19 protein-coding genes are annotated in these 22819 nt (G+C 26.6%); 18 read left to right on the forward strand and 1 reads right to left on the reverse strand.

From position 1 onward, the window contains the following. Window positions 1–223 precede the first annotated feature (223 nt). The 4 genes from GOM42_RS04460 (at window position 224) to GOM42_RS04475 (ending at window position 4110) form a co-directional block, all read left to right on the forward strand. Window positions 224–571, forward strand: a complete 348-nt coding sequence (locus GOM42_RS04460; RefSeq protein ID WP_078233457.1) for a hypothetical protein — start codon at window positions 224–226, stop codon at window positions 569–571. Window positions 572–810: 239 nt separating this feature from the next. Beyond that, window positions 811–1728: a polysaccharide deacetylase family protein gene (locus tag GOM42_RS04465; protein ID WP_060796594.1), complete on the forward strand. Its 918-nt coding sequence runs from the start codon at window positions 811–813 to the stop codon at window positions 1726–1728. Window positions 1729–2129: 401 nt separating this feature from the next. Then, the gene (locus GOM42_RS04470) at window positions 2130–2912 is read left to right on the forward strand and encodes a TIGR02206 family membrane protein (protein WP_004457173.1); all 783 of its coding nucleotides are present in this window, start codon (window positions 2130–2132) and stop codon (window positions 2910–2912) included. A gap of 256 nt (window positions 2913–3168) precedes the next feature. Beyond that, the gene (locus GOM42_RS04475; protein WP_078233458.1) at window positions 3169–4110 is read left to right on the forward strand and encodes a hypothetical protein; all 942 of its coding nucleotides are present in this window, start codon (window positions 3169–3171) and stop codon (window positions 4108–4110) included. A 64-nt stretch (window positions 4111–4174) separates the two neighbouring features. On the opposite strand, the gene GOM42_RS04480 is transcribed toward GOM42_RS04475, so the two are convergent. Next, window positions 4175–5530 (reverse strand): MATE family efflux transporter, encoded by a 1356-nt coding sequence (locus GOM42_RS04480; protein WP_078233459.1) that lies wholly within the window; start codon window positions 5528–5530, stop codon window positions 4175–4177. Window positions 5531–5758: 228 nt separating this feature from the next. Between GOM42_RS04480 and GOM42_RS04485 the strand changes: the two genes are divergently transcribed. From GOM42_RS04485 to GOM42_RS04550, 14 genes are all read left to right on the forward strand, one after another. Continuing rightward, window positions 5759–8173: a glycoside hydrolase family 2 TIM barrel-domain containing protein gene (locus GOM42_RS04485; RefSeq protein WP_078233460.1), complete on the forward strand. Its 2415-nt coding sequence runs from the start codon at window positions 5759–5761 to the stop codon at window positions 8171–8173. 786 nt (window positions 8174–8959) lie between these two features. Beyond that, window positions 8960–9913, forward strand: coding sequence for a CAP domain-containing protein (locus tag GOM42_RS04490; protein ID WP_110077323.1), 954 nt, complete (start codon window positions 8960–8962; stop codon window positions 9911–9913). A gap of 269 nt (window positions 9914–10182) precedes the next feature. After that, window positions 10183–10899 (forward strand): hypothetical protein, encoded by a 717-nt coding sequence (locus GOM42_RS04495; RefSeq protein WP_060794400.1) that lies wholly within the window; start codon window positions 10183–10185, stop codon window positions 10897–10899. Between the two features lie 51 nt (window positions 10900–10950). Further along, window positions 10951–11691: a polymer-forming cytoskeletal protein gene (locus tag GOM42_RS04500; RefSeq protein ID WP_060794399.1), complete on the forward strand. Its 741-nt coding sequence runs from the start codon at window positions 10951–10953 to the stop codon at window positions 11689–11691. Then, the gene (locus GOM42_RS04505; RefSeq protein ID WP_004457311.1) at window positions 11676–12305 is read left to right on the forward strand and encodes a DUF4004 family protein; all 630 of its coding nucleotides are present in this window, start codon (window positions 11676–11678) and stop codon (window positions 12303–12305) included. The genes GOM42_RS04500 and GOM42_RS04505 overlap by 16 nt, the downstream gene beginning before the upstream one ends. Before the next feature lie 51 nt (window positions 12306–12356). Further along, a complete protein-coding gene (locus GOM42_RS04510) occupies window positions 12357–14168 on the forward strand; it encodes an ABC transporter ATP-binding protein (RefSeq protein ID WP_252597715.1) in 1812 nt (603 codons plus the stop codon). Continuing rightward, window positions 14168–15958: an ABC transporter ATP-binding protein gene (locus tag GOM42_RS04515; protein WP_078233463.1), complete on the forward strand. Its 1791-nt coding sequence runs from the start codon at window positions 14168–14170 to the stop codon at window positions 15956–15958. Before GOM42_RS04510 ends, GOM42_RS04515 begins: the two co-directional genes overlap by 1 nt. 216 nt (window positions 15959–16174) lie before the next feature. Further along, complete coding sequence (locus GOM42_RS04520) at window positions 16175–16672, forward strand: PH domain-containing protein (protein WP_078233464.1); 498 nt, start codon at window positions 16175–16177, stop codon at window positions 16670–16672. Between the two features lie 8 nt (window positions 16673–16680). Continuing rightward, the gene (locus GOM42_RS04525; protein WP_078233465.1) at window positions 16681–18309 is read left to right on the forward strand and encodes a PH domain-containing protein; all 1629 of its coding nucleotides are present in this window, start codon (window positions 16681–16683) and stop codon (window positions 18307–18309) included. A gap of 368 nt (window positions 18310–18677) precedes the next feature. After that, the gene (locus GOM42_RS04530) at window positions 18678–18962 is read left to right on the forward strand and encodes a metalloregulator ArsR/SmtB family transcription factor (protein ID WP_003449190.1); all 285 of its coding nucleotides are present in this window, start codon (window positions 18678–18680) and stop codon (window positions 18960–18962) included. Window positions 18963–19080: 118 nt separating this feature from the next. Continuing rightward, window positions 19081–19479: an arsenate reductase ArsC gene (locus GOM42_RS04535; protein WP_078233466.1), complete on the forward strand. Its 399-nt coding sequence runs from the start codon at window positions 19081–19083 to the stop codon at window positions 19477–19479. A gap of 16 nt (window positions 19480–19495) precedes the next feature. Continuing rightward, window positions 19496–20812: an MATE family efflux transporter gene (locus GOM42_RS04540; RefSeq protein ID WP_011590393.1), complete on the forward strand. Its 1317-nt coding sequence runs from the start codon at window positions 19496–19498 to the stop codon at window positions 20810–20812. Between the two features lie 191 nt (window positions 20813–21003). Continuing rightward, the gene (locus GOM42_RS04545) at window positions 21004–21672 is read left to right on the forward strand and encodes a response regulator transcription factor (RefSeq protein ID WP_003449171.1); all 669 of its coding nucleotides are present in this window, start codon (window positions 21004–21006) and stop codon (window positions 21670–21672) included. Next, the gene (locus tag GOM42_RS04550) at window positions 21669–22679 is read left to right on the forward strand and encodes an ATP-binding protein (RefSeq protein ID WP_078233467.1); all 1011 of its coding nucleotides are present in this window, start codon (window positions 21669–21671) and stop codon (window positions 22677–22679) included. Before GOM42_RS04545 ends, GOM42_RS04550 begins: the two co-directional genes overlap by 4 nt. Window positions 22680–22819 lie beyond the last annotated feature (140 nt).

Raw genomic sequence — 22819 nt, forward strand, 5'->3', positions numbered from 1 at the left:
GTTATTAAAAGAAAATTTGTATTTTTAGTATAAAAGTAAACAAATATTAGTTTGAATAAGAATATTGATTAATTTTACTGATTTAAGCTTTCTATGTAGGTTTGATTGAGAAAATGTAGAGGAGTATAATAAATTTTAAGATACATAAGTTAATTAATGTATGAAATCTTTACTTATAGGATATAAATGTAATGATATGTTTATACTTAAGGGGGAGAATTTTATGTTTAAAGAAAACCTTAAAAATTTATTAACTAAATATGGTACTGTAGAGTTAGTTCTTTATGATGATGAGCTAAACTTGTATGCCATGACACTATGTGAAGAGTGTCAATGCGATGTAATAAGGGAGCTAGGTATAAGAGGAACTGGAGTAGAAAATTTAAAAGATATAGTACATTCCTTAGGATATGATTTTATTTCTTTAAAAGAATATTATGAAAAAGGAATCTATGATGAATATGGTAATAGAATGATTTGTTGCTGTAATGATAGTTCTTATAAGGTTGTTAAGGTTAATTTTAATAAGGATAATGAAGATGACTATTATATGGCATGGGCAACCGTCTAAAAAGCTACTTAAATTAGTGGCTTTTTATTTTTTATTAAATTTATTTTAATTATAGATTATAAAAGTATGTTAAGATAGTAATTGAGTATATAAATTTGTAGGTTTAAATATTTTATTCTTTAAAATAACATAAAAAAGTAAAATAATTTTAAACGCTTTGTTTCTATTTTGTATTTTTTTATATTTTATATTTTTATATAATAAATTTGCAATAATCAATAAACATGGGGGATAAATAGATGAAAAAAATAATTAAAATTGGTCTTGTTTTTAGTATGTTAATATGCTTAGGAGCTTTTGTAGGATGCAACTCACTAAATAAAAAACAGGTTGAGGCAACAGAAAATAAAGAATCTGTAGAAGCTAAGGATACAGCAGATGAAAAAAATACAGAAGGTAAAGATAAATCAAAGACAAATGAATTAGAGTATTTACCTTTTGATAAAGATCCAAATGCTGAGGATGGAAAAGTTGTATCAGAACACACTAACGGTCTTCTAAAAGGAACATTACAGTATCCAGTTAGAAAAGATGGTAAGAAGATAGCATATTTAACTTTTGATGATGGTCCATCAACAACTAATACACCAGAAGTTTTAAAGATTTTGGATAAGTATAATATAAAAGGAACTTTCTTTGTAACAGGAAATTCTATAAGTGCTGGAGAGAAATCAAAGGAATTATTAAAGCAGATTGTTAAAAATGGACATGCTATAGGAAATCATACATATAGTCACGATTACAAATATCTTTATCCTAATAGAAAGATGAATGTAAATAACATAATGTCAGACATAAATAAGAATGAAAATCTAATGAAAGAAGTTTTAGGTGAAGATTTCTCAACAAAAGTAGTTAGATTCCCAGGGGGATACTGGTCTTGGCAAGATAGAACACCTATGAAGGAAAAAATGATTCAAGAGGGAATAGAAAATATTGATTGGAATGCATTAAATGGAGATGCAGAAGGGAAAAAGAAAAATGCAGATGAATTAGTTGAATTTGCTAAGAAAAGTGTAGAAGCTTTAGGACCTAATGCAGATAGTGTAGTAGTTTTAATGCATGATACTTATGGAAAAGAAGAAACAGTTAAAGCCTTACCAAGAATAATAGAGTACTTACAAAGTAAAGGCTTTGAATTTAAGAGTATTAAATAAGAATACTATAACTTTTAATTAAAAGATAAGATTTACTAAAGTATATAAATAAAGATAATATTAAAAATAATTCAATAATAGAAATAAGAAGCTACTAATTTTATGAAGAAATGATTTAAGTAATAAATTAGTAGCTTTAATTTTTTATAATAAAAAGAATAAAGAAAATATTTTAAAGAATAAATTAAGAAATAATTTGTTTCTTATGTGATAAAATAGATAATATAATAAACAAAATAAATTTGTTAAGTTAAAGAAGGATGTGATTATATAAGGGATTATTAAGTATATGAGTATAAATTCTAGAAGATATATAAATTAATAGAGTTTTAGAATATAGTTTAAAAATAAAGTCAAGGAGGAGACTACTCAGCATAATATTTTTGAGTAGATATAATACTTTGAATAGATTGTTAGCGTTTAGCAATGAAATATTTAGGATAGAAACAGATGATTATACTTTCCCGTTATTTTCATCTTTACATTTTAAAATTATTTTATGTGTAATAATAACCATATTTATAGGGATTATATTTAAAGAAAAAATAAAGACATGGAAATATAGGAGAGTATTTGAAATATCTATAGCACTTATTTTAGTATCAACTCAAATATTTTTAGCAATATGGTATTTAAGGTTTCCTAATTTTTATTTAAAAGAAAGTTTACCTTTGTATCCATGTAGAATTGCAATAATTATGGCAGCAATAGGATTAATATGGAAAAGTAATGACTTTGCAAAGTCAATAGCTTATTTTTGGGGAACAATAGGATCCATAGGAGCATTAATAATCCCTATAACTAATTCTTATATTTTTCCTCATATAACTTACTATACATTTTTTATAGGGCATTATTTTTTATTGATAGCATCATTATATATAATATTAATAGAGGAATTTAGAGTAAAAAGAAAAAATGTAAAACAAGCACTTATTTTTTCTTTTATATTTGCAATTTGTGCTTTTATAGCAAATTATTTATTTAATGCCAATTATGCTTTTTTAAATCCACCAAATGGATATGAAATACTTAATCTCATAAATGTTGAAAATAATATAATTACAACGTCAATCTTTGCATATTTTATTTTTGTATTAGGAATATTTATTATGTATTTGCCATTTAATATGAGTAATTATAAAAAAGATAGTTTGTTTGAATATTCCTTAATTAAATATTAGGATTAATCAATAAAATTTTATCAAGAATGTGGGGTTGATCATTTTAATTCAATATAACTTAGAAAGAATTATAATACTAAGTTATATAAAAATGAGGATATAAATATATTAGGGTTTAATTTAAAAATTTATTAAATATATGTAGAAGATTTTAGGGAGGTGAAAAGGGGCATATTAAAAGTTTTATATAAAGATTATGAATGTATTATCTTAATATTTTTTATAAGGCTTATTTTTATATACCCCAAAATAAATTATGCTTAAAGATTTAAATGAAAAAATAAAAGAATGTCGTGAAAATATGGCTTTAAAGGAAACACTTGAAAAGAGGAATTTATCACTTGAAAATGAATTGGATAATAAGGAGAAAGAATTACTAGAGCTTGAAAAGAGTTTAAATAAGGAGCTTAATGATGTTCAAAAGTTAAAGAGTTTATCTTTTTCTAATTTAATATCTAATATATTAAGGAATAAGGATGAGAAGTTAGAAAAAGAGGAAAGAGAGTATTTAGAGGCAAAACTTAAGTATGATAACTTTAAGTTTAAGGTGGAAAAGTTAAGATATGATGTAGAAGAAAATAACAACAGATTAGGGCAGTTAATTAATATTGAAGGTAAGTATAAAGATCTTATAAATGAGAAGAGAGAGTTAGTTAAAAAGTTTAATCTAAATATAAGAGATGAAATAATTGAAATAGAAAATGAAATAAAGGACTTACTAAGTAATAAGACAGAAATTTCAGAAGCCTTAAGAGAAGCTAATAATTGCTTAATGATTAGTGAAGAAACCTTAAAATCCTTAAGGAGTGCTAAAAATTGGGGAATATATGATATTGTTGGGGGAGGAATGATTTCTTCAGCAATCAAACATAATAGAATAGATGATGCTAAAACTTATATGGAGAGACTTAGTTATTCAGTAGATAGATTAAATAAGGAATTAGGGGATGTAGATACCTCTATATTTAATGAAGGCTTAAATATAAGTGGATTTTCTTATACCTTTGATATTTTCTTTGACAATATATTTAGTGATTTTTCAGTTCAAGGAGAAATCAATGATTCTTTATATAAGATTGAGGATTTTCGTAATAATGTTTTAAATTTAATAAGAAAATTAGAGGAAAAAGAAAATAGTATCGGTTTAAAGGTAAATCTACTAAATGAGAGATTAGAAAGGTTAATAGAAGAAAATTAATTATTATAGATATTTTAAAAGAGATATTTGTGTGGCTTAGTCACATAAGTATCTCTTTTAAGGTTTAATTTATAATTTTAGGGTTTATAGACTTTTTATTAATGGTTATTTTAGCAATTACTAATGTACATATGAATGCTAAGAAGTCTGAAATAGGAAATGCCAACCATATGCCCCATATACCAAGATTAAATAATGATGGTAATATTATCGAAAGAGGAATAAAGAAAATAAATTGTCTAAGTAAAGATAAAATTAATGATTCCTTTCCTTTGCCTGTTGATTGATAGAAGCCAATAGATGTTAGATATATACCAAGAAATGGATACATAATTATATTGCTTTTTAATACTTTACTTCCTTCATTTATTAGATTTATATCTGTTGTAAATAATTTCATAAACATATCAGTTTTTATTAATATTATTAGTGTTAGAGTTGTAGCAATAAAGGTTGATATTATTAAAGTTAATTTAAAGGTATTAATAACTCTAGTTCTATTATTGGCTCCAGTACTAAATCCAATAATAGGTTGCATACCTTGTACTAGTCCAGATAAGGGCATTTGTATGAATAAGGTAAGTTTATATATTATTCCGTATATAGATAAGGCAAAGTTGCCGCCATATTTAACTAAAGAATGATTTAGTAGAAGTGCAACTAAACTAATAGATACTTGAGTTATAAAGGCGGATGTTCCTATAGAAATAATTTTTTTTAATATTGAGAAATCAAATTTTAAATACTTAAGTTTTAATTTTACAGATGACTTATTTAAAATATAATAAGTTAAATATGAAAAGCTTAATGATTTTGAAATTGATGTTGCTAAACCAGCTCCAGTTATGCCCATGTTTAATTTGCATATGAATAGATAATCTAAAAATATATTTGAGATCATACCAATAGACATACAACACATAGCATCCTTTGCACTTCCTTCGGCTCTTATTATATTATTAGCTGCTACACAAATTGGGAAAAATAAAACACCAGGAAGTATTGATCTAGCATAATCTATTGCATAAGGTAAAACCTCATTACTAGCACCAAGAAATCTTACAAGTTCCTCAAGAAATATAAATCCAAATATAAATGTAAATATGGAAAATAAGTAAACTAATAGAATTAAATTACCAAAAGCCTTATTAGCTCCTTCTAAATCATTATTACCAATTTTTCTTGAAAAAATTGAGGCTGTACCAACACCAATTAATGATGCCAAGGACATCATAATCATTTGTAAAGGAAGATATACTGAGACACCTGCTATTCCTAATGCTCCAATTTCACGACCTACAAAAATTGTATCAACAATATTGTATATAGCATTGATAAGCATAGCTACGGTTGCCGGAATACTTAATTTCATTAGAGCAGTGAAACTTTTTTCTTTACCTAAAATATAGTCATGATTCATATAATACTCCTAAGTTAGCTTTAATATACAATTATTATATTTAATTTAATTGTAAAATGAGATTAGTATACTTGAATAAAATAAATCAATAAATGAGATAAATTTATTTAAAAATTTCATTACTTTTAATTGTTAAAAGAAAGTTCATAAGAAAACATGTATAATGTATATATGGTAATAATTAACTTAAGGTTTATATAATTAATCGTAAAATTAGGAGGAGAATTTATGAGGAAAATAATTCATATCAATGATCAATGGTTTTATGCAAATGATTACAAAGATGAGTATTTAAAAAATGAGTTTGATTTTAGTAATTTTGAAAGGGTAGATTTACCTCATACAAATATAGAGTTACCATATAATTATTTTGATGAAAAATCATATCAGTTTGTTTCTACTTATGTTAAAACTTTAAAATTTGATAATAGTATCAAAGGGAAAAAAGTATTTTTAGATTTTGAAGGAGTTATGATAGCTGCAGAGGTATATTTAAATGGAATTCATGTTGGTGGACATAAGGGGGGTTACACTAATTTTTCAATAGATATTACTGAGGCTTTAAAAATTAATGAAGATAATATATTAAAAGTTGTTGTTGACTCCACAGAAAGACCTGATATACCTCCTCATGGATATGTTGTTGATTATTTAACCTATGGAGGAATATATAGAGAGGTTTCCTTAAGAATAGTTGAACCTATATTTATAAATAATTTATATGCAAGGGCATATGATTGCTTAAAGGAAGAAAAAAGATTAGAACTTGATATAGAAATAAACAATTTTGAAGAGCATAGAGATGATTTAGAGATTGTTGTAGAGTTTGGTGATGATACTTTTGAAGAAACTTTAAGTACAAAGTTACCAATTGAAGAAGGAACAAGTATTAAAAATATAGAAATAGACCAATTAAATATGGTTAAGTTATGGGATATAGAAAATCCTAAGCTTTATGAAATAAAAGTTAAGTTATTAAAGGATTCAGAAGTTATAGATGAATATAAAGATACCTTTGGATTTAGAGAGGCTGAATTTAGAGCAGATGGTTTCTATTTAAATGGAAGAAGAGTAAAACTTGTTGGATTAAATCGTCATCAGGCTTATCCATATGTAGGATATGCTATGCCTCAAAGAGTTCAAGAAAAGGATGCTGAAATTTTAAAATATGAATTAGGACTTAATATAGTTAGAACATCTCACTATCCACAATCAGTACATTTCTTAAGAAAATGTGATGAGATTGGATTATTAGTTTTTGAAGAGATACCTGGTTGGCAACATATAGGTGATGAAGCTTGGCAGGCAGAATCTATTAAAAATGTAGAGGAAATGATAAAAAGAGATTATAATAGACCTTCCATAGTTTTATGGGGCGTTAGAATAAATGAGTCTCAAGATAGTCATGATTTTTATGTGAAAACTAATGCTATGGCAAAGAGTTTAGATCCTATTAGACAAACGGGTGGGGTTAGATACTTAGAAAATAGTGATTTCCTAGAAGATGTTTATACCATGAATGATTTTATACACAGTGGGGGAGAAAAAGTATTAAGAACTCAAAGTGAAGTAACAGGACAAGCAGATAAAGTTCCTTATTTAGTAACTGAGTATAATGGGCATATGTATCCAACAAAAAGCTTTGATCAAGAATGTAAAAAAGTTGAACATGCTTATAGACATTTGAGAGTTATTAACGAATCCTTTGGCTTAGATGAAATAAGTGGAGCCATAGGATGGTGTGCTTTTGATTATAATACACATAGTTCCTTTGGTTCAGGAGATAAAATTTGTTACCATGGAGTTTCTGATATGTTTAGAAATCCTAAGTATGCAGCTTATTCATATGCTAGCCAAAAGAAAGTAGAAGATGGTGTGGTTTTAGAGCCTATTACTTTAGGGGCTAAGGGAGAAAGAGATGGAGGAGCAATACTTCCATTTATAGTGCTTACAAACTGTGATTATATAAAAATATTTAAAGATGGAATATATATAGATACTTATTATCCTAACAAAGAAAAGTTTCCTAATTTACCACATCCACCAATAGAGGTTTCACATATTTTATCTATGGATTCAGAAATACCTCTTACTGAAGAAGCAAAAAAAGAAATTAAAGACTTTGTATTAAATAAATTAAAAGATTCTAATTTAACTAATTTAGCTGAAGAAGATTTTAAATATATTGAAGAATTTAGTGAAAGAGTAAATATACCTGTATTTAAAATAATGTCTTTAGTTTATAAATTAGCTGGAGGTTGGGGAGATAAGGAAAACTCCTTAATAATAAAAGGCTTTATAGATAATAAAGAGGTTATTTCAAAAGAAATAGGTGAACTTAGAAGCATGAATAAACTTGAAGTTACACCAGATAATTTAGAACTTTCATTAGATAAAACAAGTTATGATGCTACTAGAATCGTGGTTAAACTTTTAGATAATTTAGGAGAGGTTCTTTTCTTAAATAATGATTTTATTGAAGTAGAAATAGATGGACCTTTAAGTATAATGGGACCAAGTAAGTTTGGAATTTCTGGTGGAGCAACAGCTTTCTGGGTAAGAACTCAAGGGAAAAAAGGTCTTTGCAAAATAAAGGTTAAGAGCATGTACTTTGAAGAAGAAATTTCTATAGAAGTTAAGTAGAGTTAACTTATTAGTATTTTTATAGGAAGAATTAAGTAATTTTAAATTAAAGAAATGGATTATATTTTAAAGTGAAGTTTTGCTTTAGATTAATTTATGATTAAAGATATATTTGAAATTTAGTTAAGGAATTTAAAATAAAAAGAGGGAGTTATATCAAAACTTAGATATAAGAATTATAAATATATTTGGAGAATTAGTGAATTTCACTAAGAATTTATAATTTTTATTTATAAGTTTAAATTGATATAACTCCTTTTTATGTAACTTTTGAAAGGACGACAACTGTCGAAATTATAATTTTTAAGAGTAAGAGGGTCCATTAATATTATTAGCTAAATTAAGAACAAATATCCTTATAATTTATATAGGAATTAATAGGAAAAAATAGGGGGGAGGTGAATAATTTATTATTGTAGAGTTATTTTTACTTTATAACCAGTAATAATATTGGGGAATTTTAGGAGAAAAACTGGAGATTGATTAAATATTCATATATAATTCATTTAAAGTCTATGGACAAGACTTTATAATTTATTCATTCCTAAGCTAGAAAAAAGTGTTGATCTTAAAGGTTACAAGAAGATGTAAAAGCCAAGATGACTTATACATATAGAGGTAGTTAAGATAGAACACTTTTTTTATTTAATAGCTAAATGATTTTTAGTTTTATTCTTACTTAAATATAATAAATTATTTAAGTAGTAATAGCCTCTACAAAGAAAGACTAAAAGGATTTTAGTTATACTTATTAGGAAAAACAAAGGATAACTAGGAGGGAAAAACATGAGTAAATTTTTAATTTCTATATTATTATCTTTAGGATTATGTTCTGGAGGTGCTGGGGTGAGATATTTTAATAGTAATAATATATCTCATAAAAATGTACAAGCTAACCAAAGTGTTTCAAATGAAAGTTCAGAAAAGGTAGAAGCACAACAAGGAGAGGAATCCAAGGAAGAAACTAATATTTTAAGCAGTAATCCTTTTACTAAAGTTTTTGAGAATATAAGTAAGAATTTTTCTAAGGATAAAGTAACAGATACTACTAAAAAAGAAGAGATTGTTAAAAATACTCCACAAGATGAAGAGACAAAGGTAGAATCTAATTATGAAAATGGAAAGTTAGAGATTATTCAATCAAATAATGAAAATAAAGAAGTTGCACAAAGTAACAATAAAGAGGCAAATCCTTCAAAGGATAAACAAGAAGAAAAACCAGTTGAAAATAATAAAGTAGAGAAAGAAACTAATAAGGATTCTGTGCAAAAACAAGAAAATAAACCTGTAGAAAAGCAAGTTGAGAAACCAGTAGAGCAATCAAATAATAGTAGTTCTTATATAGCTCAAATTGAACAAATGATATTCAATAAGGTTAATGAAGAAAGAGATAAGGCAGGGGTTGCACCTTTAAGTTATAGTAACACTATGCAAAAATATGCTCGTATTAAGTCAGAGGATATGGGAGTGAGAAAATATTTTTCACATGAAGATCCAAATGGACAATTAATAACAGCTAAAATGAAAGCTGATGGAGTTTCATATAATGCATGGGGAGAGAATATAGCTTATTTAGGTGGATATTCAGGAGATTCAAATATAGCTAACCAATTTATGACTAATTGGATGAACTCATCAGGACATAGAGCTAATATACTTTCTCCTAACTTTACTTCTATTGGAGTAGGAGTTTATAAAATAGGAAATACATATTACGCTACACAAGAGTTTATGAAATAGAATAGCAATTTTATAATATGAACTGTATCAAAATAAGTTTTATTACGATATTTTGATGCGGTTCTATATTTTTACAAAAATGTTGCGGTAAGGTATTTACAAAACATGGTATGTTGTATATACTAAAAATATAAAGAAGTTTATATTTTTTTATAGTGTTCGTAACAATGTTTCATTAATTTATTGATTAATCTTTAAATTAAAATAAAAATCTTTTTATATTTTACATATCAACGTAACAATGTTTTATTGAAGGGAGTGTTGATACAATGTCTAATAATATAGATATATCTGGATCAGGAAAAGTTACAGGTGGAGATTATAACAATATAAATATATCTGGTAGAGGAAAAGTAATTGGGGATGTTAAAGCTAATAATATTAACGTATCTGGTATGGCAAAGGCTTTAGGAGATATGGAATTTAGGGAGATGGTAATATCAGGTTCTTTTAAAGCTTTAGGAAATTTGAATGCTACTGAAAATATTGGGGTTTCTGGAAGGTTTAAAGGTGAAAAGAATATAGTTACCAATAGGTTAAATATTGCTGGTTATTTTATTTGTTTAAATGAAATAAATTTTGATTTACTTGAATTTGGAGGATATATCAAATGCATAAATAACTGTGAAGGAAGAAAAATTTGTGGCGAAGGCAAATTAAGAATTGATGGATTACTTTCAGCAGATGATATTGATATAAGATTAATAGGACAATCTAGTATAAATGAAATTGGTGGAGAAAATATAAAAATTAAATCTGGAAAAGATAATAATTTTAAATTATGGATTTTTAATTATAAACAAAAAAATCAACTGACTTGTAACCTTATAGAAGGAGATAATATAGAGATTGAAAATACTAGAGCAAAGGTTGTTAGAGGAAAGAATATAATTGTAGGAAAAAATTGTACAATAGAGAGAATTGAATATTCAGGAGAGTTTAAGATAGATGAAAAGAGTTTGGTTAAGGAGAAAATTTTGATTTAAATTAATTGAATAGGATTTCTAATTAATTTCATAAAAGGAGGATTTAGTTTTATGGAAAATAAAGAGAATTTAAATGATGTTAAGATATTAGGTTCTGGAAGTATATCACAAGGAGAATATAATAATGTTAAAGTGGCAGGATCAGGTCAAATTTTAGGAAATATAAAGGCTAATGATATTAAGGTAAGTGGAAGTGGAGATTTTCAAGGAAATATAATTACAAAAGAAATTAAATGTTCAGGTAGTATGTCTTGTAATGGAACAGTAAAGTCAAGTGATATATTAAAAGTAAATGGATCAGGGATATTTAAAGAAGATTTAACAGGAAAGGAAATTATATTGAATGGAGGAAGTTCCATTAGTGGAAATGTAAGTTTTGAAAATATGATTTCTAGAGGAAGTTGTGAAATAAATGGGAATTGTGAAGGTGAAGAGTTTAATAGCTTTGGCTATATAAGAATAAATGAACTTTTAGCTGCAGATAAGATAAATATAGTACCAGAAGGAGAGTCATATATAAAAGAAATTGGTGGGGAAGAAATTACTATTAAATCTGAACAGAAGAAAAAGTTTATGTTTTTAAAGTTTTCTTTCTCTTCAGATGGTTTTATAAATTGTGATATTATTGAAGGTGATAAAATTACTCTAGAAAATACTAAATGTAAGATTGTTAGGGGTGAGAATATTACTATAGGGAGAGGATGTGAAATAGGAAAAATAGAATATACAGGAGAATTGAATATAACAGATGAAAAAAGCATAGTAGGTGAGAAAGTATGCATGAAGAATTAATTTCAAAAAAAGATTTATTAGTCCTGATGAATATATCATATGGACAATTATATAGATGGAAAAGAAAAAATTTAATTCCAGAAGAGTGGTTTATAAAAAAGAGTGTTTCTACTGGACAAGAGACCTTTTTCCCTAAAGAAAAAATTATAGCTAGGATAAACAACATAATAGAGCTTAAAGATGAGGCTTCATTAGATGAATTAGCAGAAAGATTTTCAAATAATTCTATTAAAAATGTATATTTAAAAAGAAGTTATATATTAGAGCATAATATTGTTTCAGAAACTGTATTAAATATGTTTGAGGATTTTTCTGGAAGAGAAGAAAATTATAATGAGATTAGCTTATTTTCTTTATTAATATATAAGGATTTAATATTAAGTGGAATCATTAATGGAGATGAGGCAAGGGATATATCACTTGCTTTAAAAAAGGAATATGGAAGAATTGAAGAAGAAATGATCTTAATAATAAAAAGAAAGTTAGGGGTTTGTTTTTATTATTTAGTTAGTGAAGGAAAGGAGATAGACTTAGATGAAATTGCTGTGGTAGTACAAAAAATAAATTTAGATAGGGTAAAGGAGAGGGTTAAAAAATATAGTTTAATAAATTAGAGCTAAAGATGAGAAATAAGTGGGTTTAATTGGAATTATGAGATGGAATTTATGAGGGGTAATAAGAAAAAGGGTACTCTTTTAAGTAATCTCAAGTATATTATGGGATATGCTTGGAGTCAGGATAAGGTTTTGTTTGCGCAATGTGGTGTTTATACTATTTTGGCATCTATTTCACCTTTTCTAGGAATTTTTTTACCAAAATTTTTGATTGATGAGCTATTAGGACAGAGAAGAGTAGAAATAATCTTAATGACTTTAATTGGATTTTTTCTTTTATCTTCAGTTATGAACTACTCTATAGCTTGGCTTAGATGTGTATATAGTCCTAGGGTTACTAAAATTAGATGTGACTATATGACCATGATAAGTGAGAAAATAATGAAAATGGATTTTAAAAATACGGAAGATCCTGAGGTTCTAAATAAAATAAAAAGTGTTATGAATGCAGTTATGAGTAATAATACAGGGGTTGAAGGAGTATATCACACAATTTTAGGACTCTTTGGAAAGTTAACTGCCTTTGTGGGATATATATCTATAGTATTATTTTTAAGTCCATGGATTTTATTATTTTTAATAATAAATGTTTTAATAAGCTATGCTTTAACTATGAGGGTTAAAAAGTATGAGTATAGCCAAAAAGAAAAGGCTGCTGATAAGGATAGAAGAACTTTCTATGTCTTTGATACAATGTATGATTTTGCCTATGGTAAAGACATAAGAATATATGACTTAAAAAATATACTCATTGAAAAATTTAAGAAATTTAGGGGAGAGAGAATAGATATATCTAGGGACGTCCAAGGAAAACAATTAAATGTTAAGATTGTTGATGTAGTACTTCTTGTAATAAGAGAATGTGTAGTTTATGGATATTTAATATATAATGTGCTTTTTACTGGAATGGGCATAGGGGATTTCACAATGTATTTTTCAACAATAAATGGCTTTGGAGATTGGATGAAAGGTATATTAGATGACTTAGCACATATTAAGGCACAAAATATGTATTTAGATGATATGAGAGAGTTTTTAGAAATTAAGAGTGAAGATAAAGAAAAAACTAGGGATATACCTATTGATAGTTCTTATGAAATAGAATTTAAAAATGTATCATTTAAATATCCAAAAACAGATAAATATATTTATAAAAATCTTTCATTAAAGATTAAAAAGGGGCAAAGACTTGCTATTGTTGGAATTAATGGAGCAGGTAAAACAACCTTTGTTAAGCTTTTATGTAGACTTTATGAGCCAACAAGCGGAGAGATTTTAATAAATGGGATAAATATACAAAGCTTTTCTAAGGAAGAATATTATAAAATCTTATCAGTAGTGTTCCAAGATATTAAAACCTTTGCATTTACTGTGGCAGAAAATGTTTCATTAGAGAATTTAGAAGATGTTGATAGAGAAAAAGTTTTACATTGCATAGAAAAGGCTGGAGTAGGAGAAAAAATAAATTCTCTTCAAAAGGGAATAGATACCTCTCTTTTAAAAATTTTAGATGGAGAAGGGGTTGAATTATCAGGAGGAGAAAATCAAAAGTTAGCCCTAGCTAGAGCCTTATATAAAAATGGAAAAATAGTAATCTTAGATGAAGCAACCTCAGCTTTAGATGCTGTAGCAGAATATAATATTTATAAGGGATTTGACGAGCTAATTGGAGATAAAACAGCAATTTATATATCTCATAGACTTGCAAGTACAAAGTTTTGCGATGTTATAGCCTTCTTTGAAAATGGTGAGATTGTTGAGTATGGAACTCATGAGGAATTATTAAAGAAAAATGGCAAGTATAGTGATATGTTTAATATACAAGCACAATATTATAAAGAAGAAAGTGGGGCTTTAGCATAATGGAGAATAAAGAAAAGTACACAAGTGATTTATATATAATAAAGCATTTCTTAAAATTAGCTCATGGAATATCAAAGACCTATATACCAACATTATTCTTTTCATCTTTATTTGCAGCAGCAGTTCCTTTCTTAAATATAATAATGCCAAAGTATATTATAGATGAACTTTTAGTAGCTAGAAGAATAAAGGTTCTTATTATATTAGTTTTATTAACTGTAATAGGTAATGGAGTATTAAACTTAATAAATAGAGTTTTAGATAAAAAATGTAATATTAAAAATGAAGAGGTAGTAGCAGGTTTTGATTTGCTTATAGGAAAGAAAGTTATGGACTTGGATTTTGAAAATATTGAAGATCCAGAGATTTTAAACTTAAAGGAAAGAGCCTTATTTCCCATAAGAAATCAGGGAGCTATTTGGCAACTTACCTACAATATATCTAAGGGATTAACAGAGATATTTAAAGTAATTGGATTAATAGGTCTTATTTTAACCCTAGATTGGATTATTATAGCCCTAATAATTTTAATTGTTCTCTTAAGTTCATTTATGTATAAGAAATCTCAAAGGTTACAGCATAAATTTTTTGATTCCTTAATTCCACTAAATAGGGAGTTTGGATATTATATTAATACAATAAATGATTTTTCAGCAGGTAAAGATATAAGACTTTATAATGTAGCTCCTTTATTTGTAAAGAAATTAAATGACTTTAATATAAATAGCACCAATGCATTTATTAAGATGTTTAGCAAATCAGGTAAGTATGAAGGATTCAATGAAATAGTATTACAATTTCAAATGATTATAGTTTATGGATATATAGCTTATAGAGTTTTAATAAATAGTATAGGAATTGGAGACTTTACAATGTACACTAATGCTGCTATAAATTTTAGTAACTCCATATCTAATCTTTTTAGAAGTTATGTAATGGTAAGACAAATGTGTAGATATCTTCAAGCCTTTGTGGAATTTGAAAATATAGAATCTAAACATAATAAAGAAGGTAAGAAGATTGGAAGCTTAGAAAAGGTTAATATTGAATTTAAAAATGTATCCTTTAAATACCCAAGAAGTAAAGAATTCACCTTAAAAAATGTTTCAATAAAAATAAATGAGGGTGAAAAGTTATCAGTAGTTGGATTAAATGGTGCTGGAAAAACTACTTTTATAAAGCTTTTAGCAAGGCTTTATGAGCCAACAGAAGGTGAAATTTTATTAAATGGAGTTAATATAAATGAATATGATTATGATGAATATATGAAACTTCTATCAGTAGTATTTCAAGATTTTAAACTAATGTCCTTTTCAATTAAGGAAAATATAGCTTTAAATGATTTTAATAAGGTTAAGGATGAGGAAATAGAAGAGGTTCTAATAAAGAGTGGCTTTGGAAAAGACTTAGAAAAGTTACCAAAGGGAATAAATACTCCTGTATATAAAAACTTTGATGAAGGTGGAATAGAGTTTTCAGGAGGACAAGCACAGAAATTAGCCATAGCTAGAGCAGTTTATAAGGATGCACCAATAGTAATCCTTGATGAGCCAACGGCAGCTTTAGATCCAAAAGCTGAGTATGAAATATATAGTAAGTTTAATGAACTTATAGGAAAAAAGACAACAATATATATTTCTCACAGATTATCTAGCTGTAGATTTTGTGATAACATAGCAGTATTTCAAAAAGGAAAACTTATTCAATATGGAACTCATGATGAACTTGTAAAAGATAAAGGCAATGAGTATGAAGCTATGTATAGTGCTCAAGCACAATATTATATTTAATATTTATATTTAAAAGACAAAAAGATAGAGTTTAATCACTTTCTTAGGTAGATAGAAGAAAAAAGCTTCTATATAAATACTTAGGAAAGTGATTTTTTATATTACAATAGATTCTTTCTTAAACTTTGCTTAATTCTTAGGTTTTAAATTGACTTAATAAGACTAATTATGATATTTTAAGGAAAAGTTAACAAAATTTGAATGGGGGATGGACTAATGGACAAAAAGCTAAGCAATAAAGCTATTAAGTCATGGATTTTAGGGAGAACAATAGGGTTAATTGTATTAGTGATTATTTACTTAGGAATTATATTTGTTTTACCTAAGATGGATATTCAATGGGCAGATTATATTTTGAATAATCACATGAAAATAGTGAATATTTTAAGCTTTATAATTCTAGGGATAACAGCTTTAAGCGCTTATATTGAGCCTTTTTTTGAATACAAACAGTGGAGTTACAGAATAGATGAAGAAGAGATATTCTTCACTGAGGGAGTTTTTTTCAAAAAAAGTGTGACTATTCCTATAGTTAGAATTCAGAATATAAACTTAAGTGAAGGGCCAGTAAATAGAAAGTTTAATTTGGCAGATGTAAAAATAGGAACTGCTGGGGGAAGCTATAAGATTCCTAATCTTGATAAAGAGGAAGTTGAAAAGATTAGAGAGTTTTTAAGGATTAAGATTAATGAAAACGTTAGAGAGGAGCTTTAGGCATAATTATGAATGAAAAATTAGCTAATAAAGAAATAAGTCAATGTAATTATGAAAAAGAGAGCCTTAATAACAGGGAAATAAAAAATAGTGTAAGAAGTCTACTTTATAATATAGTTAAGGGAATGATAAGTGATTTTGGATTAGGTCTTATATTTGTAGTATTTTTAAAACAATGGGTTTACATCTTAATAATAGTTTTAGTACTTTTAGGAATTGCAATTTCAATTCTTAGTTGGAAGAAAGAGTATATGCTTTTAAAAGGAGATGAAGCTCATTATCATAAGGGAGTTTTTTCTAAAAATACTACAATAATTCCAAAGAAGAGTTTTAAATCTATGGATATTTCTCAAAATTTAATAGAGAGAATTTTAGGATATAAGATTGTAAAAATTGAAAGTCCCTCTAGAGAGGTTGGAGAAGAAGATATTAAAATGAGCTTAAGTAATGAAGATATAGCTTTGCTTAAGAGTTTTGCCTTTGGAACTAATAAAGAATTTAATAAAGAGCTTAATAATGAAGTAAGTGAAGGCTTTGACTTAAAGGAGAATATATTTAGGGAAAGTTTTGTAGATTCTGAATTTGAAAAGTTAAAAGAGGATTATGATAGTAATTTAAATAATAGGGAAAATATAAATGAGAGCAAAAAGGTACATATAAATAAGAGTGAAAAAGTAAATATTAAAGAAAAGAAAATAAGCAATAAAGATTTAATTTTATATGGATTTACAAGCTTTAATTTATTTATAGCTATTATTTTCATATTTAATGCTTGGGGTAAGATTGAAAAGTTTATAAATTCAGAGTATGTTGATAGTGTTATAAATGGATATATTGCAAATGAGGCTTCAAAAATAGGGATTATATTTGCAATAGTTGGATTAATCGTAGCTTTAATTATATTAAAAGCCATAGCTACAGTATATTATTTTATAAAATATTATAATTTTACCCTTTTAAAAGAAGGAGAAAATATAAAAATAAAATATGGATTCTTTAGCACAAAGGAATTTTCTTTTAAGGAAAATAGCATAAAGCTTATAAAATTAAAATCAAATCCTTTAAGACAACTTTTAAAAAGATATGAAATAAATGTAGTTATAAAAGGCTATTCTGGAGAAGGAAAAGAGCAGATAATAATGTATCCCATAGGAAATGACAAAGAAGTTCAAAATATAATAAGAGAATTTATACCTCAGTGGAGCATAGAAGGTGATGGAGAAGGAATAAGACATGGAAAGATATTTATGATTCTAAAACCAGTTTTAATAGTATTTATTATATCTTTAGTAGCCTATTTAATATTAAAAGTAAAATGGGTATTGCTTATTAATATAATTAGTCTTATAACAATTCCTTCATCAATTTTAAAAGGAAGAAATATAAATCTTAAGATTGAGGAAAATAAAGTTCGTGCAGTAACAGGAGGATTCTTTAGAACAATACATATTCTTAAGGGGAAGGACATACAAGCTGTAGGCTTTAATACAAATCCCATACAAGAAAAAAATAATATAGGCAAAATTGTAATTGATTATTATAGTGAAAATTCAGAGGAAATAAATTTACCTTATATGAATAAGAAGTATGTAGAAGTATTATTAAATAGTTCTAAAGGAATTATGCATAGAAGATAATAAAAAATGTAACTACAAAATAAGTAAATACCACCATAGGTAATGCTTCATAATCAAGTAAGACAAGTTCATTTATATTCAATAAATAAGGAAACAACAGTTTATATAATGTGTCAGAGATAATAACTCCTAGTAATCTTTTTTCTAAAAAATCCATAAAAGAAGAAATAAAAAGGTTGTATAAGTTAATTTAACTTTGCAACCTTTTTTAGTTGTTTTTAAATTGGAGATTTAAAAATGAAATAAAAACTATAAATATATTTTGAGGATTATCCCTAAGTTCAAAATATATAACATTGACAATTGTCGATATATAATTATAATGAAATATAGTTATAAAAAGTTTTAGTATTAGGAAGTGAAGAAATATGGAGGATAAGTTTGAAATAAATTCAAGGGTTTTTAAAGCTTTGGGAGATTCAAATAGATTAAAAATAATAGATTTGTTATCAAGTGGAGAAAAGTGTGCTTGTGAAATATTGAAGTTTTTCGATATATCTCAATCTACCTTATCACATCACATGAAGATTTTAAGTGAATGTGGACTTGTTAAATGTAGAAAAGAAGGAACTTGGAATCATTATAGTTTAAATTTAAATAATGCAAATAAATCTATATTATTTTTTATGGAAATAATAACATGCTTAGATTAGTATGAATTATTTAGGAAATATGATAAATGGTGAAACTTAGTTTAAGTTAATTAGAATTAAAATGTTTAAAAAGATATTAGTTTATTATGAAAAATAGTTTAGTAAAAGGAGAAGAATTATGAAAAAAGTAGCCTTTATATGTGTACACAATTCTTGTAGATCACAAATGGCAGAAGCCTTTGGGAAAATACTAGGATTAAATGTCTTTGAAAGTTATTCCGCAGGTACTGAGGAAAGAGATAAAATAAATCAAGATGCTGCTAGAATAATGAAAGAAATTGGAGTGGATATGGAATTAACTCAAAAACCAAAATTATTAAGAGAAATTCCAGAGGTGGATATAGTTATAACTATGGGATGTAATGTTTCCTGTCCAACATTACCTTGCAAGCATAGGGAAGATTGGGGGTTGGAGGATCCAAGTGGAAAGAGTGATGAAGAGTTTATATACACAAGAGATAAAATAAAAGAAAAGGTAGAAGATTTAGTAAGTCGTATAAAAAATGGGCAAATTTAAATAGGAGAAAGGGTAAATGAAGAAAATAGATTTAACCAAGGGTAAGGTACTAAGTGTCCTTACCACCTTAGCTCTTCCTATTATGGGAAGTTCATTCCTTCAGTTTGCTTATGGGCTTATAGATATGTTTTGGGTTGGAGGTCTTGGAAGTAGTGCAGTGGCTAGTATTGGCTCTTCAAGCTTTTTTTTAGGACTAGGATATTCTATAAATGCCTTAGTAGTTACGGGAACTGGAATTAAGGTTTCTCATGAAGTAGGGAGAAAAAATGAAATAGAGACAGAGGATTATATAAGAAATGGTATTATAATGAATTTTCTTATAGGACTAATATATGCATTAGTATTAGTGGTTTTTGGAAAAGGATTCATAGGATTTTTAAATTTAAATGATCCCTTAGTTGAAAGAGATTCTTATATATATTTAGCTGTAAGTGCTCCAGTATTATTTTTTAGCTTTTTTAATTATCTTTTTACTAGAATATTAGCTAGCTTTGGTAATAATAAATTAGCTTTAAAAATAAGTGCTACAGGTATAATTTTAAATATGATATTAGATCCAATATTAATATATACCTTTAAACTTGGTGTTTTTGGAGCAGCAGTGGCAACCTTACTTGCCAATATACTTATGTTTTTTATGTATATATATTATGGAAAAGGAATATTTAAAATAGATTTAAAAAAGAAAATAAACTATGAAAAAGTAAGAGAAATAGCTAGATTAGGATTTCCTATGGCATCTCAAAGGGTACTTTTTACCTTAGTGAATATTATATTAGCTAGAATTATAGCTAGCTTTGGAGCAGATGCTATAGCAGCTCAGAAAATAGGGCTTCAAATAGAATCTGTAAGCTTTATGGTAATTGGAGGATTAAACGGGGCTATAGCAGGATTTACAGGACAAAATTATGGAGCAAAGAAACTAAATAGAGTAAATGAAGGGTATAAGAAAGCCTTGCTTTTAGGAGCTATATACTCAGTACTTGTTTCAGCCTTATTTATTTGTATTCCAGGATTATTAGTAGGATTATTTGTTAAGGATGAGGCTACAATAATAATTGGAAGCAGTTATTTAAGAGTACTTGGAATAGTTCAGATATTTAGTAGTTTTGAGATGATATCAAATGGGGTATTCTCAGGATTAGGACTTCCTAAAATACCATCAGCCATAAGTATAATCTTTACTATGTTAAGAATTCCTATGGCCTTAGTTTTAGTAAAGTTTTTAGGGATAAATGGAGTTTGGTGGAGCATTGCAATATCAAACATATTAAAAGGAAGCACATCTTGTATAATTTATAGATTAAAAATTTATAGAAACTATATTGTGTAATTAATAGTATTTTTCATTATGACTGTATTAGGTAACTTAAATTAAAAAGTGCTTTAATACAGTTTTTTTTATATAATAAATTAAAGACAATAAAATCGTAATACTTTAAGAAAGCTTAATATATAGCTTTAAAATTTTATCTGTTAAGAAAGAATATTATGAAATTAATTATAATGGAAGGACTGGTTAGTATGAAGAGAATTCTTATAATTGAAGACACAGATACCATAAGAGAAGAACTTACAAAACTTCTTACTAGATATGGATATGAAGTTTTAGCTCCAACAGATTTTGAAAATATATTAGAGTATGTTAAAGAAAATAATTCAGATTTAATCCTATTAGATATAAACTTACCTTATTTTGATGGATATCATATTTGTAGAGAAATAAGAAAAGATTCTAATGTGCCTATAATAATAGTTACAAGTAGAGATAGTGATATGGATGAAATTATGAGCATGAATTTAGGAGCTGATGATTTTATAACAAAGCCTTATAATACTCAAGTTTTATTAGCTAGAATAGCCTCATTACTTAGAAGAACCTATTCTTTATCAGAGCAAGAAGTTTTAACATATGGTGATTTAAAGCTTAATTTATCTAATGGAACAATTTCTTGCAGAGGAAAAGAAGAAGAGTTAACTAAAAATGAACTTAAGATATTATCACATCTTTTAAAAAATAAAGGAAATGTTGTTTCAAGGGAAGATCTTATGGATTATATGTGGAACTCAGATATTTTTGTAGATGATAACACACTTTCAGTAAATGTAACTAGACTTAGAAAAAAATTAGAAGAGGTTGGAGTAAAAGGTGCTATAGAAACTAGAAGGGGATTAGGGTATATTATGCCATGAAACTAAGGGATTACTTTGAGGAAAAAATATTCTTTTTAATTGTAAACTTTATAATTTTTGCTACTATAGCAGTTTTATTGTTCATAGGCAATGTTGGTTCAGGAATAATATTTTTAATTGGATGCTTTTGGTTTATTCCTCTTTTTACATATATAATTTTAGATTTTTACAAGAGTAAAAAATTTTATGATAACATAAGCATTACTTTAGATAAATTAGACAGAAAGTACCTATTACCTGAGGTAATAGAAGAGCCAAATTTCTATCATGGCAAATTTTTATATGAGGTTTTAAAAGAAACTGACAAAGATATGCATGAGCATGTTAAAAAATATATACTGGAGCAAAAAGAATATAGAGAATATATAGAAACATGGGTTCATGAGATAAAAACTCCAATAGCTTCCACTAGGCTTATTTTAGAAAATAATGAAAGTGAGTCTAGTGAAAATATCAAAAAGGAAATAAAGAAAATTGAAGAATATATAGATCAAGCTTTATATTATGCTAGAAGTACAGATGTTAGCAAAGATTATATTGTAAAAGAATTTTCCTTAGGGAAAAGTGTAAGAAATGTAATTAAGAAAAATTCTAGGGATTTCATAAACAAAAGAATAGCTATAGACTTAGAGGATTTAGATTACAATGTTTATAGTGATGAAAAATGGGTTGAATTTATAATAAATCAAGTTATAAATAACGCAATAAAATATAGTGCTAAAAATAGTAGAGTCAAAATATTTGTAAATAAATCTAAAAACAGCATAACTCTTAGAATAAAAGATAATGGTGTTGGAATACCTAATAAAGACTTAGGTAGAGTTTTTGAAAAAGGCTTTACTGGAGAAAATGGAAGAAGATTTACCAAGTCTACAGGTATGGGATTATACCTATGCAAAAATCTTTGTGATAAATTAGGCTTAGGCTTAAAAATAACTTCAAAAGAGAATGAAGGAACAGAAGTTAGCATAATTTTCCCAATAGGAGATACTATAATAGCCAATTAGATAACTAATTAAGACTATTGAAGTATATGGATTATAATGATATGATTTACAAAATATTACATATATAAATGGGGGATTGGGAATTGTTTAAGATGATTTTTAAGTCAATTGGATTAGCAATATTTATAGTATTTGCATTT

It is taken from the genome of Clostridium sp. 16K-1-R1 (genome assembly GCF_023921145.1).
Classification (GTDB): Bacteria; Bacillota; Clostridia; order Clostridiales; family Clostridiaceae; genus Sarcina; species Sarcina perfringens.

What these genes read in the sequence shown, in the direction of transcription:
- GOM42_RS04510 (WP_252597715.1), top strand. Translation starts at nt 12,357, where the DNA reads ATGAGGGGTAATAAGAAAAAGGGTACTCTTTTAAGTAATCTCAAGTAT.
- GOM42_RS04530 (WP_003449190.1), top strand. Translation starts at nt 18,678, where the DNA reads ATGGAGGATAAGTTTGAAATAAATTCAAGGGTTTTTAAAGCTTTGGGA.
- GOM42_RS04465 (WP_060796594.1), top strand. Translation starts at nt 811, where the DNA reads ATGAAAAAAATAATTAAAATTGGTCTTGTTTTTAGTATGTTAATATGC.
- GOM42_RS04505 (WP_004457311.1), top strand. Translation starts at nt 11,676, where the DNA reads ATGCATGAAGAATTAATTTCAAAAAAAGATTTATTAGTCCTGATGAAT.
- GOM42_RS04550 (WP_078233467.1), top strand. Translation starts at nt 21,669, where the DNA reads ATGAAACTAAGGGATTACTTTGAGGAAAAAATATTCTTTTTAATTGTA.
- GOM42_RS04495 (WP_060794400.1), top strand. Translation starts at nt 10,183, where the DNA reads ATGTCTAATAATATAGATATATCTGGATCAGGAAAAGTTACAGGTGGA.
- GOM42_RS04485 (WP_078233460.1), top strand. Translation starts at nt 5,759, where the DNA reads ATGAGGAAAATAATTCATATCAATGATCAATGGTTTTATGCAAATGAT.
- GOM42_RS04515 (WP_078233463.1), top strand. Translation starts at nt 14,168, where the DNA reads ATGGAGAATAAAGAAAAGTACACAAGTGATTTATATATAATAAAGCAT.
- GOM42_RS04475 (WP_078233458.1), top strand. Translation starts at nt 3,169, where the DNA reads ATGCTTAAAGATTTAAATGAAAAAATAAAAGAATGTCGTGAAAATATG.
- GOM42_RS04490 (WP_110077323.1), top strand. Translation starts at nt 8,960, where the DNA reads ATGAGTAAATTTTTAATTTCTATATTATTATCTTTAGGATTATGTTCT.
- GOM42_RS04535 (WP_078233466.1), top strand. Translation starts at nt 19,081, where the DNA reads ATGAAAAAAGTAGCCTTTATATGTGTACACAATTCTTGTAGATCACAA.
- GOM42_RS04545 (WP_003449171.1), top strand. Translation starts at nt 21,004, where the DNA reads ATGAAGAGAATTCTTATAATTGAAGACACAGATACCATAAGAGAAGAA.
- GOM42_RS04540 (WP_011590393.1), top strand. Translation starts at nt 19,496, where the DNA reads ATGAAGAAAATAGATTTAACCAAGGGTAAGGTACTAAGTGTCCTTACC.
- GOM42_RS04500 (WP_060794399.1), top strand. Translation starts at nt 10,951, where the DNA reads ATGGAAAATAAAGAGAATTTAAATGATGTTAAGATATTAGGTTCTGGA.
- GOM42_RS04520 (WP_078233464.1), top strand. Translation starts at nt 16,175, where the DNA reads ATGGACAAAAAGCTAAGCAATAAAGCTATTAAGTCATGGATTTTAGGG.
- GOM42_RS04525 (WP_078233465.1), top strand. Translation starts at nt 16,681, where the DNA reads ATGAATGAAAAATTAGCTAATAAAGAAATAAGTCAATGTAATTATGAA.
- GOM42_RS04480 (WP_078233459.1), bottom strand. Translation starts at nt 5,530, where the DNA reads ATGAATCATGACTATATTTTAGGTAAAGAAAAAAGTTTCACTGCTCTA.
- GOM42_RS04460 (WP_078233457.1), top strand. Translation starts at nt 224, where the DNA reads ATGTTTAAAGAAAACCTTAAAAATTTATTAACTAAATATGGTACTGTA.